We start from the raw sequence: 16,484 nt of genomic DNA, 5'->3' as shown, positions 1-16,484 counted from the left end.
GGCACCGAGGCACCGAGGCACCGAGGCACCGAGGCACCGAGGCACCGAGGCACCGAGGCACCGAGGCACCGAGGCACCGAGGCACCGAGGCACCGTACTTGGGCCTGAGTTCGCCGACGCGCACAGCAGCGATACTGGAGCGAAAACGGGATCCCGGGTACGTGACCCACCGAACTCATTGCGGCGGGCCACACCGTCCGCCTCGGCAGTAGGGGTACCGAACGCGGCCGACGAGGAACCGGCCGCGCGCGGACCGACTCCGCGCGCACGTGATCCACCGATTCCGACGGCCCCGCCAGTTACCGCGGGCGCACAGCGCGGGCGGGGACACCGCGCTCGATAGGCTGCAGAGTGATGACCGAAACCTTCGTCTACGCCATTCCGATGCGGACCCGGTTCCGCGGCATCACGGTGCGCGAGGGGATGTTGATCAGTGGACCGCTCGGCTGGGGCGAATTCTGTCCGTTTCCCGAGTACGACGATCGCGAGGCCGCTGGATGGCTGGCGACCGCGGTCGAGCAGGTGTCGGTTGGCTGGCCGGAGCCGGTGCGGGAGCGGATTCCGATCAATTGCACGGTTCCCGCGGTCGATCCGGAGCGGGCGCATGCGATCGTCGCCGGGTCCGGATGCCGCACGGCGAAGGTGAAGATTGCCGATCATCCTGATTCGCTGGGTGAGGATCTGGCGCGCGTCGAGGCGGTCCGGGATGCGCTGGGGCCGCAGGGCTCGGTTCGGGTGGATGCCAATGCGGTCTGGGACGTCGAGACGGCTGTCACGCACATAAAGCAGATCGACCGTGCCGCAGGTGGTTTGGAGTACGTCGAGCAACCGTGCCGCACCATCGAGGAGTTGGCCGCGGTGCGTCGCCGTGTCGATGTGCGAATCGCGGCCGACGAATCCATCCGCCGCGCTGAGGATCCCCTGCGTGTCGCAGTAGCGGGGGCCGCAGATATCGCGGTCCTCAAGTGCACCCCATTGGGCGGTGTGCGCCGTGCACTCCAGGTCGCCGAGGCCGCCGGACTGCCGTGCGTCGTCTCCTCCGCCCTGGAAACCAGCATCGGTCTGGCCGCCCAACTCGCCCTCGCCGCCGCCCTACCCGAACTCGAATTCGCCTGCGGCCTAGGCACTTTGTCACTTCTGGAAGGCGACCTCGTACACGATTCACTCCGTCCGGTCGACGGCTACCTGCCGGTCCCGAAGACTCCGCCCACACCGGACCCCGCCCTGCTGGAGCGCTACCGCCACCCTGACCCAGCACGAATACGCTGGTGGGAAGACCGCCTTACCCGGGTCCGCGCACTGACCCCGCCCGAGTGACCGTGTCGCGAAGGTAGTTGGCCACGGCAAGCAGTAAACCCTGTCGCACGCGGCATTCCCAGCAGATCGGCGTTGCGCAACCGTGTTCGCGCGAATTCGACGGCGCTGGACACCGGGGAGACGGGCGCACCACAGCCCGGCACCGCAAGTTCGTAAACCCCGAGCCTCGATCGAGCATCGCGACAGCCTCAGCTCAGGCGGACACCGCAGCCGAGCATGCTCGACCGCAAAACCAACCCGGCCTCGGGCCCGATAATGCCGTCGACGAGTTCGAGGTAGCGGCTACAGAACTCGGGTCCGTGCGGAGCAACCGAGCCGGCGGCGGGCTCGAGGTGATGGGCCAGTTCGTGCAGAATCACCAATTCGCGCAGGGCCCATGCGGTCGCACCGGTGTGCAGCGGAACAGCTAGCACCGCGTCAGCGGCCTCGTAGTGAGCGGCGGCGGTTCCGGCGCGAGAGCGGACCCGGATGGGTGTCGCGGCGCGGTCCCATTGCGCCCGAACCCAATTGAGGGTCAGCACCTTATCCGCATAGGCCTGCACCGATTCGACCGAGGCGAAGCGACGCTCGATCGGCAGCGTGAGGTGCGAACCGTAGAGCTCTACCGTGCGGACTCCGTTTTCATCCGCTCGATCGAATACACCCCGCACCAACTGCTCGGCGTCATACACCTTGGCGCGCTGGGTATCTCGCGCACTCACCGGGCCCAGCTCACCGTTCACACCCATGGTCGAGCCCGCTCACGCCGAGCCGGGCAATTCGCATGTCACGCAACGAATTCGCTCATTTCGACCCACCGGGCAATTGCCCACGCGCGGCACCGAGTTCGGGAGACGTCCCGAGCCGCGCCGCCTTTCCGGCCCGATCCCCCGCACGCCGGGCCGCAGCGGAATGCCCGGCCGACGCCTGTGGACCGCGCCAGGTCCCACGGGCATCGGAGGTCTTCTTATAAAAGTCCGTGAGCTCGATTTCCTTATTACGCAGGGCCAACGCCGTACCTGTCGCGACGGTTTCGGGCACTACCTCGGCCTCCACCTCCGCCTTGACCTCGGCCAAACGGCGACCGATCCGCGCGGCGAATGCCATCTGAAAGTTCAGCCGCGCGGTAACCGCCGCAACCGGCGCTTGCACGCGCTGCTGCACTCTTCGGCCCCAGCGTTTCTCCGTGACGATCTTCTCAACGGTGGCCGACCGATACTGCCCTGATTTGATGTACTGATCCGACGCACGCACCATCTGCACCAGCAGACTGGCGTATAGGGCTTCACAGGTATCGATATCGGAATCGAAGCCATACGCGTAGAGCTGCGTCGAAGTGCGCGCAACATCGCAGCGCACATCATTGGCCGAGGCGATCGCCACGAACAACTGCACGTAGGTGCGCAGCCCTTTCTTACCTGGTTCACCGATCGGAATCATCCGCTGCACCGGCGTCGGCCTGCGCTCACGTCCGGCGATATGCGCGCGGGCGACCGTCAAGTCGATCGAGGACCTGGTCGCCAACCGCTGGGCCGCGGCCAGAAACGCCTCGGCCTCGTGCTCGTTATCGGTCGATTCGGCTTGGCGCAGCAACCCACCGATCCGGGTGAGCATCCGGTCCGGAACCGCATTCGGCGAAGTCATCGACAGCCAGCCTAACCGCATCGCGAGTGACCACGACCGGGCTACGAGCGACTATGACATTGCAGCGGTAGCGTCCGCCCCGGCTGGACAGTGCCCCTGTTGCGGGCACAATCGCTGCGTCACATATAACAACCATGTATCTTGCCTTGTGCACCTGCAGGGTGTGCTGCTGCTCACGTCTCGACCTTGGAGTGTTCGCGATGGCTTTGAAAAAGGTGATGTCCCTACGTTCGTCGCTCGTACCACGAGCGGCGTTGGCGGCCGCCTCTGTTGCGCTGCTCACGGCGACGTTCACCAGTGCCTGCTCCGGCGATAACGGCGGCAATCCATCCAGCCAGAACCTGACCGGCCGCGGCCCGATCACCTACGTGGAGGGCAAGGACACCACCGAAACCGGCGCGGTCAAGCAGCTGATCGAGCGCTGGAACGCCTCGCACCCGGATGAGCAGGTCACCTTCAAAGAGCAGTCCAACGACGCCTCGCAGCAGTACGACGATCTGGTCGAGCACATGCGCTCCAAGCAGTCCACCTACGATGTGGTCGCCCTGGACGTGCCGTGGACCGCGGAATTCGCCGCGAAGGGCTGGATCCAGCCGCTGAAGGACACCTTCTCCATCGACACCTCGGCGCTGCTGTCCCCGACGGTCGCCAGCGCCACGTACAACAACACCCTCTACGCCGCGCCGCGAAACACCAACGGCGGCTTGCTGTTCTACCGCAAGGATCTGGTACCGAATCCGCCCAAGACCTGGAGCGAGATGTTGGCGCAGTGCCCGATCGCCAAGCAGAACAATATGGGTTGCTACGCGGGCCAGCTGGCACCGTACGAGGGCCTGACGGTGAACGCGGCCGAGGCCATCAACGCCTACGGCGGCACCTTCGTCGGTGCGGACGGCAAGACCCCGACCGTGAACACCCCGCAGGCGCGCGCCGGACTCGAGGTGCTCGTCGACGCCTACCGCAACGGCGATATCCCGAAGGAAGCCATCACCTTCAAGGAGCCGGAGAGCGCCAACGCCTTCAATACCGGCAAGCTGCTGTTCATGCGCAACTGGCCGTCCACCTTCGGTGACGCGGGCGCGGAATCCTCCGCGGTCAAGGACAAGTTCGCCGTCGCGCCGCTGCCCGGCGAGAACGGCGTCGGTGCCTCGACCCTCGGTGGCTACAACGCGGCAATCAGCGCGTTCTCCAAGAACAAGGCCACCGCGCTGGACTTCCTGCGCTACCTGATCAGCGAGGACGCCCAGCACATCGTCGCGGCCGGGGCGCTGCCCTCGGTGCGCGCGTCGATGTACGACGATCCGGCGCTGATCGCGAAGATGCCGTACCTGCCCGCGCTGAAGGATTCGATCGCCAACGCGGTGCCGCGTCCGGTCACCCCGTTCTACCCGGCGGTGTCGAAGGCCATCCAGGACAACGCTTATGCTGCGTTGAACGGAACCAAGTCCGTCGACGACGCGATCACCGGTATGCAAAAGGGCATCGAGACAGCCGGATCGTAGCGAGTACAAGAGCGGACCCGACCACCCCGTAGGAGAGAGAAACGGTGTCGGATCCTTCGGGAACGGCCACTCGCGTGTCGAGCGACGGCGATCAGCCGACAAAGCGCGGATTCGGTGGCACCTTGGTGTTGGAGTTGCGGCGTTCCGGTAAGGCGTGGTTGTTCGTCACGCCCGTACTGATCACCCTGGCGGTGGTCGTGGGCTATCCGGTCTTCCGCGCGTTGTACATGTCGTTCCAGAAGGATCCTGGACTCGACCCCTCGACCGGCATGTTCGTCGAGGGCGGCAACGCGGGCTTCTCGAACTACACGCACTGGCTGCTGCAGCAGTGTCAGGCAGCCGGCGAAACCGTCTCCTGCCCGACCGGTAATCTCGGCTCGCAGTTCTGGCTGGCCATCGGCGTGACGCTGTTCTTCACGGTGATCACGGTGACGCTGGAGGCCACCCTCGGCCTCGGCATGGCCATGGTCATGGGCAAGACCTTCAAGGGCCGTGCCCTGCTGCGCGCGGCGGTGCTGGTGCCGTGGGCGATTCCGACCGCGGTCACCGCCCGGTTGTGGGAGTTCATGTTCCAGTACGACGGCGTGGTGAACCGGGTCTTCGGCACCCACATCCTGTGGACTTCGGAGGCCTGGCCCGCGCGGTTCGCGGTCATCGCCGCCGATGTCTGGAAGACCACGCCGTTCATGGCGTTGCTGCTGCTGGCCGGTCTGCAGGTGATTCCGGCCGATGTGTACGAGGCCGCGAAGGTCGACGGGGCCTCGGCCTGGCAGCGCTTCACCCAGATCACGCTGCCGCTGCTCAAGCCCGCGCTGCTGGTCGCGGTGCTGTTCCGCACCATGGACGGACTGCGCCTCTACGACCTGCCCGCGATCATGACGCTCGGCAACCCGTCCACCCGCCCCATTTCGGCGCTGGTGGTCGAACAGGTCCGCCAAGGTCCCAATAGCGCGGCGGCACTGTCGACGATCACCTTCCTGCTGATCTTCGCGGTGGCCTTCCTGCTGGTAAAGGTTTTGGGCGCCAATGCCGTTCGGACCCAGGAAGAACAGCGGGAGGCGCACTGATGACCACCGTGACCACGAAAAAGTCTGCGGCGCAGGCTCCTTGGACCAAGCGCCTGGGTTCGGTGCGGCTGTATTCGGGTGCGCTGATCGTGCTGGTGTGGGGTCTGGCCCCGTTCTACTGGATGGCCGTCACCGCATTCCGCGATCCGGTCTACACCTTCGACAACACCCCGTGGCCCACCCACGTCACCCTGGAGAACTTCCGCAACGCCTTCGATACCAGCCGCGGCAACGACTTCGGCAAGGCACTGCTCAACAGCGTCATCATCGGCGCGGTGACCACGGCGGTCGCGCTGGTGCTCGGCGTGCTCGCCGCCTACGCGCTGGCGCGGCTGACCTTCAAAGGCAAGTACCTGGTCTCCGGGCTCATCCTTTCGGCATCGATGTTCCCGGTGGTCGTGCTGGTCACCCCGCTGTTCCAGCTGTTCACCAACCTCGGCTGGATCGGTGAATACCAGGCGATGATCATTCCGAACATCTCGTTCGTGCTGCCGATGACCGTCTACATCCTGGCCTCGTTCTTCGCCGAACTGCCATGGGAACTCGAGGAGGCCGCCCGCATCGATGGCGCGACCAAGATGCAGGCCTTCCGGCTGGTCATGCTGCCGTTGGCGGCGCCAGCGGTATTCACCACGGCGATCCTGGCGTTCATCGCCTCGGTCAACGAATATCTGCTGGCCCGGCTGCTCTCCAGCGATAAGACCGAACCGGTGACCGTCGCGATCGCGCGCTTCTCCGGTAACAACCCGCTCGTGCAGCCGTACGCCGCGATTATGGCGGCGGGCACGATGGTCACGATTCCGCTGGTCATCATGGTGCTGCTGTTCCAGCGCCGCATCATCTCCGGTCTCACCGCGGGTGGTGTGAAGAGCTAGTACGCCTGCCGCATGGCTTGAATCCCGTTGCGGCGGTAATACTCGGTGTAGGATCTCGGGTCATTTCCGATCGTGTCCGTGCAGGTGAGTTTTACCGACGCTCCGGGAGGAGATGATCGTGAGCTCGTTCGGCAAGCGGCGACGCGGCGGCGGTCGTCGGGGCAAACCGGTGGCGGCACCCTATGCCTCCGTCGCGGGTTTCAGCGAACACAACACCGGCACGTCACCACGCAAGGACAAGCCCCGACCGCCCGGCGCTACGAAATCGCCCCGGCCACAACCGACACCCGCCAATCGACCACAGCGCACCCGAGGCGAACGCTTCCGACGGCTACTGCTGGCCCTGTTCATCATCTTCGTCGCGGTGCCGTCGCTGCTGTTCGTGCTGGTCTACTGGAGCGCCGAAATCCCGGACCCCGATTCGGTGCAGACCAATCAGATCGCCACCATCCTCGCCTCCGACGCGACCACGGTGATCGCGAAGGTCGTTCCGCCGGACGGCAATCGGATTCCGGTGCCCCTGTCGGATGTGCCGAAGCCGGTGCGCGATGCGGTGCTCTCGGCCGAGGATCGCAACTTCTATACCAATCCCGGCTACTCGGCCAGCGGATTCCTGCGGGCCGCCCGGGACAATATCCTCGGCGAAGAGGATGCTGGCGGCGGCTCCACCATCACTCAGCAGTATGTGAAGAATGCCTTCCTCGGCTCCGAACGCACCCTGACCAGGAAGATGCGCGAACTGATCATCGCATCCAAAATGGCGCGGCAATGGAGTAAGGACGACATCCTCGCCGCCTACCTCAACACCATCTACTACGGGCGCGGCGCGTACGGGATCTCGGCGGCCGCGAAGGCCTACTTCAACAAGCCGGTACCGGATTTGACGCTCGCCGAAGGCGCGGTGCTGGCCTCGGTCATCCGCACGCCGTCGATCCTGGACCCGGAGACCCATCTCACCGAGCTGAAGACGCGCTGGAAGTACGTGCTCAACGGCATGGTCGAGATGGATACGCTGGCACCCGGCAACCGTGATGCGACGGCATTCCCGCAGATCGTCCCGATCACCGAAATCCCGGACGTCAATGCGGCGCGCGGCCCGGAGGGCCTGATCCGCAGCCAGGTGCTGCGGGAACTGCGCGATGCCGGCGTCAGCGAGCGGGAACTCAAGACCGGGGCATTGCAGATCACCACCACCATCGACGCCAGGGCCCAGCAGTCCGCACGCGATGCGATACACGATCGACTCGACCCGCAGCCGCCGGAACTGCGTGGCGCGGTGGTTTCGATCGACCCGCGTTCCGGCGCGGTGCGCGCCTACTACGGCGGCGCCGACGGTATCGGCTTCGATTTCGCGCAGGCGCCATTGCAGACCGGCTCGGCATTCAAGGTCTTCGCGGTGATCGCGGCGCTGCAGCAGGACATTCCGCTCACCCGGATGCTCGACAGTTCACCGGTGACCGATCGCGGCACCAAAATCACCAATGTGGACGGCGAATCGTGTGGCAAATGCACCATGGCCGAGGCGCTGAAACGCTCGCTGAACACCAGCTTCTATCGACTCACGATGTCGATGTTCAACGGCCCCAAGGCAATTGCCGATGCTGCCCATGAGGCCGGAATCCCGGAAGAGATTCCGGGCGTGGCCGGTAAAGCTCTCACCGAGGACGGCGGGCCGCCGCTCAACGGAATCGTGTTGGGCCAGTATCTGGTTCGCCCCATCGATATGGCATCGGCCTATGCGACGATCGCCAATTCCGGTGTCTACCATCAGCCGTACTTCGTGCAGCGGGTGGTCACGGGCGACGGCCGCGTCCTGCTGGATCGCGGCGAACCCGCCCACCAGGTCGGCAAGCAACCCCCGCCCGGCCAGCAGCGCATTCCGCGCGGCATCGCCGACAGCACCGCCGAGGCGATGCTCCCGATCGCCGAATATTCCAACGGGCACAGCCTGTCCGGCGGTCGGCCCTCCGCCGCCAAGACCGGAACCACCCAACTCGGTGCGTCCAAAGAGAACAAGGACGCGTGGATGATCGGCTTCACCCCGTCGCTGTCCACGGCGGTGTGGGTCGGTACCGAACAATCCCAGCCGATCGAGACCGCGCGCGGCACCGACATCTACGGCTCCGGCCTGCCTGCCGACATCTGGAAGCAGGTGATGGACGGCGCACTCGACGGCACTCCGATCGAGCAGTTCCCGGCATCGGCAACACAAGGCAGTCAGCCGAGTACGAGCAAACCCTCCGGCGGCGGCTACGACATCCTCAACCCGCCGTCGAGCACTTCCACCGCACCGATGATCATCATCCCACCCGCCCCGGAGCCCCCGACGGAAGTCGAGATCTTCCCCGGACTGAGCATTCCGATGCCCCGCTGAATCATTGGCCGCGCGGGCGCGGCGTGTTCGCGGCCCCCCGGTGTCTCGCGTCCGAGCCGTCGAGACTCGCGACTGCGTCGCATGCGCTTCGGCGACTCGGCTGTGTTCAATAGCCGCACCTGCGGCGCGGACGCGGGACGGGCCGCTCGTAAGACTCGCTCCGCCGCGGTTACGCAGAGCTGCCAGCTCGCCTAGCTCGCTATGAATGTATGTCGACCGGAGCCATGGGAACGGATGACGTGGCAGCATCGTTTGCCAGAGTGAAGTGAGCACGGCGCGCCGGAACCAAACCAGGCCGACGCCGACGTCGTGAGATCGATGAGGAAGGATATGCGCTCGAGCGACGACACGCGGCGCGAGCGTCAAGCCCGGAAGTAGCTTCCGCGGCCACGGGGGCCCGGGAGCGCCGCCAATTGGAGACAGACTAGACATATAGGGGCACGCCGGTGGATTTCAATGTCGTTGAACGTCCCGAGACGCTCGTGGCGGGCACAGTGCTGCGCAGCCCGGCGCTCGCGGTCGAGGGACCGCGCCGCGCCAAGGTCGAGGAGGCGTGGAAACGCAATCTGGCCCGCAAGCTGCCCGGCCCGCCGACGACCGCGTATGTGGACCACGCGCCGGAGATCAACTCCTACCTCACGCATATCGTCGGCTACCGCTGCCACACCATCGGGGATCTGCTGCCGGGCGATGTGTTGGCGCGGGTGCCCGCGGGCCGGTTCGCCCGATTCACGCTCAGCGGCGACAATCTCGGCGACACCATCGTGACCATCTGGCGCGCGGTATGGGATGCCGAGGCCGGCGGCCGATTGGTGCGCGCCTATACCGGCGACGTGGAACATTATCCGGACGCGCGCACGGCTGAAGTATTCGTGGCGCTGGCAGACGAACCGGTCGACGGTTAGGAACAGCTGTGGACTTCGAAATTGTCACATTGGACGAAAGCCTGGTCGCCGGACTCACCGTCCCGCTGGCCGGACGCGAGGTGACCGCCCGCGACCTGGACCTGGTGAACTTCACCTGGGATCGGTATCTGGCGCGGGAGAAGAATGTGCCGCGGGTCGCGGCCTATATCGGCCAGAACGATCACGCCGTCGCGATCCTGGGCTACGAGATCGCCGAGATGGACGATATGGATGCCGGTGATGTGCTGACCCGCGTCCCAACTGGGCGCTACGCGAAATTCGTTGTCTCCGATAAGCCCTACGATCTGCTGCGCACCGCATGGGCGCAGGTCCGCAAGGCCGAAAGCGCGGGCACCATCACCCGCTCACACACCGCGGAAATCGAGCGCTACACGGGACCGACGTCCGTCGAGGTCTACGTCTCGCTGGACTGAGTTTTCAAGGTGTAGTGGACGACGTGACGGTCCAGCTCCACGAAGCGGCTCTCGAAGGGAAACAAGCTATCGTCCACTCGAGTGGGCGTATACCCTTCGGGCTGCTGGGTCGTCACGTCCGGACCGCCTCGGATCCTGCTCGATTGTCGACGCTGCAGGCCTCATCCGTCGGCACGACTATGTAGCCGGCCCGATCGGTCGGTGGGCGCACGCTGCCCGCTACTGCAACGGCCACCGACGCTTCGCTGGACTCGTCTTTCCCACACTGCGACGGGGTGCGCCCACAAGTGCCCGGCGGCCGAACCCTCCCCCATCCGATTCTCGTCGCAATCGACATCGACCACATCGAGATCGAGACATGACCACTGAGTACGGCCATGAACCCAGCTCTCGGACGTTCCCACTCACAGCATCAGCTTTCGAGCGAACCGAGATCGAGCACCGTTTACGGCCACAGATGTGTCCGAGGCGATCGGAGCAACCCGTACGGGACCAACCCGTGTCCCGCCTCGCGCTCCGACGACGATCTTCCGGGCGAACTCGATACTCAACCGCGCCCGGATACCGCAAAGCCGGGCCGAAGAGTTCTCCGGCCCGGCTTACCTCGGATGAGGCGGGTGACTACTCAGCGCCGATGATGAACGCTTCCAGCTGCTGACGTGCGATGTCGTCGGCCAGCTGCTTCGGCGGGGACTTCATCAGGTAGGCCGAGGCTGGCAGGACGGGGCCGCCGATGCCGCGGTCCTTGGCGATCTTCGCCGCGCGCACCGCATCGATGATGATGCCGGCCGAGTTCGGCGAATCCCACACCTCGAGCTTGTACTCCAGGTTCAGCGGCACATCACCGAAGGCGCGGCCCTCGAGACGCACGTATGCCCACTTGCGGTCGTCGAGCCAGCCGACGTGATCGGACGGGCCGATGTGCACATCGTTGGCGCCCAGCTCCTTCTTGAGGTTGCTGGTGACGGCCTGGGTCTTGGAGATCTTCTTCGACTCCAGGCGCTCGCGCTCGAGCATGTTCTTGAAGTCCATATTGCCGCCGACGTTCAGCTGCATGGTGCGGTCGAGCTGCACGCCGCGGTCCTCGAACAGCTTGGCCATCACGCGGTGGGTGATGGTTGCGCCGACCTGGCTCTTGATGTCGTCACCGACGATGGGAACGCCTGCCTTGGTGAACTTTTCGGCCCACACCGGATCGGAGGCGATGAACACCGGCAGCGCGTTGACGAAGGCGACGCCGGCGTCGATGGCGCACTGGGCGTAGAACTTGTCCGCCTCTTCCGAGCCGACGGGCAGGTAGGAGACCAGGACGTCGACCTTGTTGTCCTTCAGCACCTTCACGACGTCGACCGGCTGCGCCTCGGACAGCTCGATGGTCTCGGCGTAGTACTTGCCGATACCGTCCAGCGTCGGACCGCGCTGCACGACAACGTCGCTGGGCGGCACGTCGGAGATCTTGATGGTGTTGTTCTCGCTGGCGAAGATCGCCTCGGCCAGGTCGAAGCCGACCTTCTTGGCGTCGACGTCGAACGCGGCGACGAATTTGACGTCGCGGACGTGGTACTTGCCGAACTTGACGTGCATCAAACCGGGCACGGTCGCGGTCTCGTCCGCGTCCTTGTAGTACTGCACGCCCTGGACCAGCGAGGAAGCGCAGTTACCAACGCCGACGATGGCGACGCGAACTTCGGTGGCAGTTTCAGCCTTCTTGTCTTCACTCATGGCCGATATTTCCCTCTTTCTGTGGTGCCGCCTTCGTCGATTGCTCCGCCGCAATCAACTCGTTGAGCCAGCGCACTTCGCGCTCGCTTGATTCCAGACCGAGCTGGTGGAGCTGGCGGGTGTAGCGATCCAGCGAGCCACTGGCCTTCTTGATCGCTTCCCGCAGACCCTCTCGGCGCTCCTCGACCTGCCGTCGCCTGCCTTCCAGAATCCGCATCCGCGCTTCCGCGGGGGTGCGGCTGAAAAACGCCAGGTGGACGCCGAAGCCGTCGTCGGTGTAGTTCTGCGGTCCGGTGTCGGCGAGCAGTTCGGTGAACCGCTCCCGCCCGGTCGCAGTCAGTTGATAGACCCGTCGCGCACGACGGGTGACGCCCGCGACGTTCTCCTCGGCGATCAGCCCATCGGTCTGCATGCGACGCAGCGTCGGATAGAGCGATCCGTAGGAGAAGGCCCGAAACGGCCCGAGCAATCCGGTCAGCCGCTTGCGCAGCTCGTATCCGTGCATGGGCGCTTCGAGGAGCAGCCCGAGGATTGCCAACTCGAGCATCGGGCTTCACCCCCTGACTGTCTATTCAGACCTAACCGATGGATGCGACTCCCCACTATATCGGACCGATATAAACGTGCATAGTCAACGCCGATACATAGAGCCGTCGACGCAGCTAGACATCGATTTGCCCCACCCCCGCCAGACCACCCGGCCACCAACGGCGCTCGCCTCGGGACGGTCACGCGCACCGATTCGCGCGCCGCGCTCGGTTTCGCCCGGCGATTTCGTGCGCGGCGTGACAAAAGGTGCGCGGGAGCGCATACCGCTAGCGAGGCGAGCTATCTGGATGCGGTGTTAGGGCGGATCGAAGTCGCCGGTGTGCACGGTAGTGGTGAAGGCGGACTATTCGGCTGGGGTGGAGGCCAGTGTCGGGGCGGTTGGGTTCTTGGAGTCACGAACGCCGACCATGCCACCGTTCAGGTGGGCGACCTCCACACATTCTTGGCCCCATGTCCCCCTGCTGTCCAAGCTCACGGTAGGAGGGCAGCATCGCGTGCCCTTTCAGGAGCCCTCCCACCACGGCTCCGTGTCCTCCACGGCGACGAACTCGAAAAAGTCCATGTTGCTGATCGCCAGGTTGCTCGCAAGCGATCCGACCATGCGGCAGGGAAGGACGGCGGGCTGCCCTGGGGTGTCGTACAGGTCGACAGCGGTCAGCGGTCGGTCAGGCTCAGCAAAGGTCTTGGAATCGGCGAGAACGACCAGCGTGGTGTACTCCTCGGTATGCGCCTTGGACGGCGGGACCAGCGCCGGGACCTGACCCGGCAGCAGACCCTCGAAGGCTCGGTCGTCGACGACCAACGCCGACAGCGGATAGTGCTCCACGTCGATCTCGTCCAGGTCCAGGTCTGCGCCGACCCAGCCATCCTCGTCGACCCCGCCCAACTCGTCGAGCAGGACGTGCCAGCTCTCCTCGTCGTCGAAGAAGGTACGGACCAGCAGTACGTCAGCGGTGGAGGGCAGTGCCGGGAAGGACCGGTGCCGCAGCGCCGTCGGCGCGGGGAAGGCCGGACGGCCGCCGTCCCCCTGGTACATGCCGCACACGTCCATGTCGCGCACCAGGTGGTCGAACGTGAGTGCGCCGCCCAGCAGGTCGGCCAGGATCTCACCGAGTCGGGCCGACGGAACCCGGACACCGCGCCCGGGTATCGCCGCCAGATCCACCAGCAACGGCCCGTCCCCGCCGTACACCACCGGAATGTCCGCCAAGACGGCAACCGGCGGCACTGGGCCACCTTCCACGAGAAGCGCCGGGACATTTCCGCCGTGCATGAAGTCCCACCCGCAGTCCTCGATCGATCGCAGCCGCACTCCGCCGCCCCCGACGACGAGCACATCGCCTTCCCGGCGGCCCCCGATCTCGTCAAGTAGCCCGCCCCACAGTGCCGTGCCGTCCTCGTAGCAGGTACAGACCAACAACACTTCACCGGGCTCCGGCTGGGGAAGCCTAGGAAAGGACATGACTCTCCTCCGAAAGACTGCGGCCGTCGCCTCGTCGTAATTGGTCCTGGCCGTGGGGCTGCGTCCTGCAGGACATCCCGGTCAGCCGCGACTCGTAGATGACGTGCCCGGACTCGGTAGCCGACCGATTACGCACCGCCGCAAGCGAGCCGACCTCTCGACATCATCGGCAACACGTCGAAAGCTGACCTGCACAGCAGCGACAGTAGCCGACCCTCGAGATCGGGGTGCTTTCGATACCACCACGCTCGCCAACTCGAATCCCCCTGCTGCGCAAAGTAACTGGCGAAGATCATCACCCAACCAATCAGCAAGAGGAAGCGGAATCTCAAAAACATGGCGGATCCGCCATGTCACCGCGATCCATTCTGAGATGCCGCCACGAGTTCTGAGACCCGACAGCTGCAGCCGCCCAGTGTGCGAGCGCGCCGATGGTTCGGTCTGCGAAATCGATACCGACGGCTGGCCCACCGAGCACGACGACCCCGAGCCTATGAAAAAGGACCGCCACTACCAGGCCTCGCACACCTTTGCCCCACCTCGCACACCGACTCACCGCGCGAAACACCGTGCGCCGATTACGAAAGTATGCGAGACGTGCAGAGGTATGTGGTGGGATCACGGGCTGGGCGGGGAGACTCTCAAGGGTTCACCGGTGAAGGTCGCCGTCATATTGCCTGAAGCTCCGGCTGGGTTTCTCGCGTAGATCTCGACGGCGGGGCCTGAGTCGACGGGGCCGTTGGTGGCGTGGCGGAATGCGCAGTAGGTCACTGTGCCGTTGGGCACTTTGATCGACTGCGGTGCGCCAGCAAGCAGGCCGGCGATTGCACGCAGGTCTATGGCGGCGAGATCGACGATCGGCGCATCGGGTTTTCGGCCGGTGCGAATATCGGGCTCTCGGAAGGTTCCGTTGTAGGAGTAGCGCGCAGTCGCAGCCGGATTGCCGACCGCCGCGCGTTCGAAGAGCACATACCCCGGATACAACGAGACCTCGTCGGCCTTGGTGTCGCCGAATTCAGCACGATACTCGGCGAGGAAATACGCGAGCCCGGCACCCGTGGTGAGCGTCGGCACGTGTTCGGATGGGCCGAATGGTCCGCCCGCGCAGCTCGCGATACCGCCCACCGCGGCACCGAGCACCGCGGCCGCGCCGATGACCGCTACCGGTGCGAGCCAACGCCGTGGCCGCCTGCGATCCACCCGGACCACCGGCGCGTCCACCAGGTTGTCCGGGATCTGCAGATCGCCGACGATGGCATCGAGTTCGCCGAAGGATTTGGCGGACATGGCCTTTGCGGTGCGGGCGGCGTGTTCGTCCTCGGTGATCTGACCATCGGTCAGTGCCGCGTCGAGCAGGCCGCACACGTCGGCACGGTCGGTGTCGCGGGCCCGGATGCCGCCATAGCGCGTCGTCGCCATCAACGCCTCAGTTCTCGAAAGGCACCGCGCGCGCGACCGCGCCCGCTGGAGTCAGCAGTAGATATCCGGACTCGTTGAACTTGTTGCCCGCGTAAATGGTTACGTACGGGCCGTTCTTCGGTATGCCGAAACTGTTGTACGCACCGGCATCGTTGATCTCGACATCCATATGCGTGACAAAGCCGTTGGCCACCCGCAGGGTGCTCGGCGCGCTCGCGAGCGCATCACTGATCGCGGCGACATTCAGCTGCGCGAGATCAACGGCGGCTTTATCGGCCTTGCGGCTGGTCACGCTGCTCGACTGCTGGAAGCCGCCGCGGTAGTCGTAGCCGATCAACCGATTCGGCTCGCCCGGCACCGCACGCGACACGATGGCGTATTCCGGATACAACGTCAGCTGATCGATCTTCAGATCGCCGAATTTGTCGCGGTATTTCCCCAGGAACAGCGTGAGCCCTTCTGGGGTAAGCAGATTCGGCGTCGCGATCACGCTCGGTTGCACCGATCCCAGATCCACGACAACCGGTGCTGCAGCAGGGGCGGGTTCGGTATCCGATACACCGCTGGTCAGTACGAAGGCGGCGACCGCGGCACAGACAGCGCCGGCCCCGACCGCAATCCGATACCAGCGCCGACGATTCGATCGAGGCGGCTGCGGTGGCGGCGCGGCGCCGCTGGGTCGTTGCAGATCGTCGACCAATTGCGCCAGTTCGCCAAGGGTTTTCGCCTCGCCGGCCAGTTCGGTGAGGGCCTGATGCTCATCCTCGCTCAGCTGACCGTCGCCGCGCGCATTGTCGATCAGTTGGCGGGTGGTGTCACGATCGACATCGCGTGCCCGGGTGTGATCGGGATAACGTCCACCGGTTCCGGCTCGACGCAACAGGTTTCGGGGAGGCGGCGATTCGCTCGACACCAGATCAGCTACGGCGGACGGTACTTGCAGATCACCGACGAGGCGTTCGAGCTCACCGACCGTCCTCGCGGTCTCGGCCTGCGCGGTACGGTCGCGATATTCATCGGCGCCGAGCTGCCCTTCCGCATAGGCCGCATCCAGCACACTGGACGCGTTGGCACGGTCGAGGTCACGCGCGCGCATACGTCCGGATGCTGCCGTTGACCGCCCGGATGTGGCGGGGGACACGGGAGAATCGTAATCCGCCGATGCCGGTAACGCCCCAGTTCAACAATGAATACCGGTCGGTCGATCCCACACAGCCCAGCGCGGCCCGCGCCCG

The 16,484-nt window shown here is 65.3% G+C and carries 15 protein-coding genes; 7 read left to right on the top strand and 8 right to left on the bottom strand.

The genetic code is table 11. The annotated features are described in order from the left end of the window. Positions 1–354 precede the first annotated feature (354 nt). Complete coding sequence (locus ACIBJI_RS30015; protein ID WP_396958799.1) at positions 355–1,317, top strand: o-succinylbenzoate synthase; 963 nt, start codon at positions 355–357, stop codon at positions 1,315–1,317. A 188-nt stretch (positions 1,318–1,505) separates the two neighbouring features. Here ACIBJI_RS30015 and ACIBJI_RS30010 read toward each other — a convergent pair whose 3' ends face one another. Further along, complete coding sequence (locus ACIBJI_RS30010) at positions 1,506–2,018, bottom strand: TIGR04338 family metallohydrolase (RefSeq protein ID WP_396958798.1); 513 nt, start codon at positions 2,016–2,018, stop codon at positions 1,506–1,508. A gap of 82 nt (positions 2,019–2,100) precedes the next feature. Further along, positions 2,101–2,940 (bottom strand): DUF2786 domain-containing protein, encoded by an 840-nt coding sequence (locus ACIBJI_RS30005; RefSeq protein WP_364348703.1) that lies wholly within the window; start codon positions 2,938–2,940, stop codon positions 2,101–2,103. Between the two features lie 200 nt (positions 2,941–3,140). Here ACIBJI_RS30005 and ACIBJI_RS30000 point away from each other — a divergent pair, with 200 nt between their 5' ends. From ACIBJI_RS30000 to ACIBJI_RS29975, 6 genes are all read left to right on the top strand, one after another. After that, the gene (locus ACIBJI_RS30000; protein WP_364348706.1) at positions 3,141–4,442 is read left to right on the top strand and encodes an ABC transporter substrate-binding protein; all 1,302 of its coding nucleotides are present in this window, start codon (positions 3,141–3,143) and stop codon (positions 4,440–4,442) included. A gap of 122 nt (positions 4,443–4,564) precedes the next feature. Further along, positions 4,565–5,509 (top strand): sugar ABC transporter permease, encoded by a 945-nt coding sequence (locus tag ACIBJI_RS29995; protein ID WP_364349082.1) that lies wholly within the window; start codon positions 4,565–4,567, stop codon positions 5,507–5,509. After that, entirely contained in the window at positions 5,509–6,384 is an 876-nt protein-coding gene (locus ACIBJI_RS29990) for a carbohydrate ABC transporter permease (RefSeq protein WP_364348709.1), read from the top strand. Before ACIBJI_RS29995 ends, ACIBJI_RS29990 begins: the two co-directional genes overlap by 1 nt. A gap of 112 nt (positions 6,385–6,496) precedes the next feature. Beyond that, entirely contained in the window at positions 6,497–8,758 is a 2,262-nt protein-coding gene (locus tag ACIBJI_RS29985; RefSeq protein ID WP_396958796.1) for a transglycosylase domain-containing protein, read from the top strand. A gap of 446 nt (positions 8,759–9,204) precedes the next feature. Continuing rightward, entirely contained in the window at positions 9,205–9,663 is a 459-nt protein-coding gene (locus tag ACIBJI_RS29980; protein WP_364348714.1) for an effector binding domain-containing protein, read from the top strand. 8 nt (positions 9,664–9,671) lie between these two features. Continuing rightward, positions 9,672–10,097 (top strand): GyrI-like domain-containing protein, encoded by a 426-nt coding sequence (locus ACIBJI_RS29975; RefSeq protein WP_364348717.1) that lies wholly within the window; start codon positions 9,672–9,674, stop codon positions 10,095–10,097. A 621-nt stretch (positions 10,098–10,718) separates the two neighbouring features. Here ACIBJI_RS29975 and ACIBJI_RS29970 read toward each other — a convergent pair. The 6 genes from ACIBJI_RS29970 to ACIBJI_RS29945 form a co-directional block, all read right to left on the bottom strand. Next, a complete protein-coding gene (locus ACIBJI_RS29970) occupies positions 10,719–11,819 on the bottom strand; it encodes an inositol-3-phosphate synthase (protein WP_364348720.1) in 1,101 nt (366 codons plus the stop codon). Beyond that, the gene (locus ACIBJI_RS29965) at positions 11,812–12,366 is read right to left on the bottom strand and encodes a PadR family transcriptional regulator (protein WP_327094951.1); all 555 of its coding nucleotides are present in this window, start codon (positions 12,364–12,366) and stop codon (positions 11,812–11,814) included. Before ACIBJI_RS29965 ends, ACIBJI_RS29970 begins: the two co-directional genes overlap by 8 nt. Positions 12,367–12,711: 345 nt before the next feature. Further along, on the bottom strand, positions 12,712–12,804 hold the full coding sequence (locus ACIBJI_RS29960; protein ID WP_396958825.1) for a DUF397 domain-containing protein: 93 nt from the start codon (positions 12,802–12,804) through the stop codon (positions 12,712–12,714). 66 nt (positions 12,805–12,870) lie between these two features. Then, a complete protein-coding gene (locus ACIBJI_RS29955) occupies positions 12,871–13,830 on the bottom strand; it encodes a DUF6924 domain-containing protein (protein WP_364348728.1) in 960 nt (319 codons plus the stop codon). A 618-nt stretch (positions 13,831–14,448) separates the two neighbouring features. Next, positions 14,449–15,249 (bottom strand): DUF1707 domain-containing protein, encoded by an 801-nt coding sequence (locus ACIBJI_RS29950; protein WP_397086807.1) that lies wholly within the window; start codon positions 15,247–15,249, stop codon positions 14,449–14,451. Between the two features lie 7 nt (positions 15,250–15,256). Then, positions 15,257–16,345, bottom strand: coding sequence for a DUF1707 domain-containing protein (locus ACIBJI_RS29945; RefSeq protein WP_397086805.1), 1,089 nt, complete (start codon positions 16,343–16,345; stop codon positions 15,257–15,259). Positions 16,346–16,484: the final 139 nt, after the last annotated feature.

The organism is Nocardia sp. NPDC050408 (assembly GCF_044458905.1).
Classification (GTDB): Bacteria; Actinomycetota; Actinomycetes; order Mycobacteriales; family Mycobacteriaceae; genus Nocardia.
This window is presented reverse-complemented; position numbering and strand designations above follow the sequence as displayed.

What these genes read in the sequence shown, in the direction of transcription:
- ACIBJI_RS30005 (WP_364348703.1), bottom strand. Translation starts at nt 2,940, where the DNA reads ATGACTTCGCCGAATGCGGTTCCGGACCGGATGCTCACCCGGATCGGT.
- ACIBJI_RS30000 (WP_364348706.1), top strand. Translation starts at nt 3,141, where the DNA reads ATGGCTTTGAAAAAGGTGATGTCCCTACGTTCGTCGCTCGTACCACGA.
- ACIBJI_RS29955 (WP_364348728.1), bottom strand. Translation starts at nt 13,830, where the DNA reads ATGTCCTTTCCTAGGCTTCCCCAGCCGGAGCCCGGTGAAGTGTTGTTG.
- ACIBJI_RS29965 (WP_327094951.1), bottom strand. Translation starts at nt 12,366, where the DNA reads ATGCTCGAGTTGGCAATCCTCGGGCTGCTCCTCGAAGCGCCCATGCAC.
- ACIBJI_RS29945 (WP_397086805.1), bottom strand. Translation starts at nt 16,345, where the DNA reads ATGCGCGCGCGTGACCTCGACCGTGCCAACGCGTCCAGTGTGCTGGAT.
- ACIBJI_RS29985 (WP_396958796.1), top strand. Translation starts at nt 6,497, where the DNA reads ATGATCGTGAGCTCGTTCGGCAAGCGGCGACGCGGCGGCGGTCGTCGG.
- ACIBJI_RS29970 (WP_364348720.1), bottom strand. Translation starts at nt 11,819, where the DNA reads ATGAGTGAAGACAAGAAGGCTGAAACTGCCACCGAAGTTCGCGTCGCC.
- ACIBJI_RS29950 (WP_397086807.1), bottom strand. Translation starts at nt 15,249, where the DNA reads ATGGCGACGACGCGCTATGGCGGCATCCGGGCCCGCGACACCGACCGT.
- ACIBJI_RS29990 (WP_364348709.1), top strand. Translation starts at nt 5,509, where the DNA reads ATGACCACCGTGACCACGAAAAAGTCTGCGGCGCAGGCTCCTTGGACC.
- ACIBJI_RS30015 (WP_396958799.1), top strand. Translation starts at nt 355, where the DNA reads ATGACCGAAACCTTCGTCTACGCCATTCCGATGCGGACCCGGTTCCGC.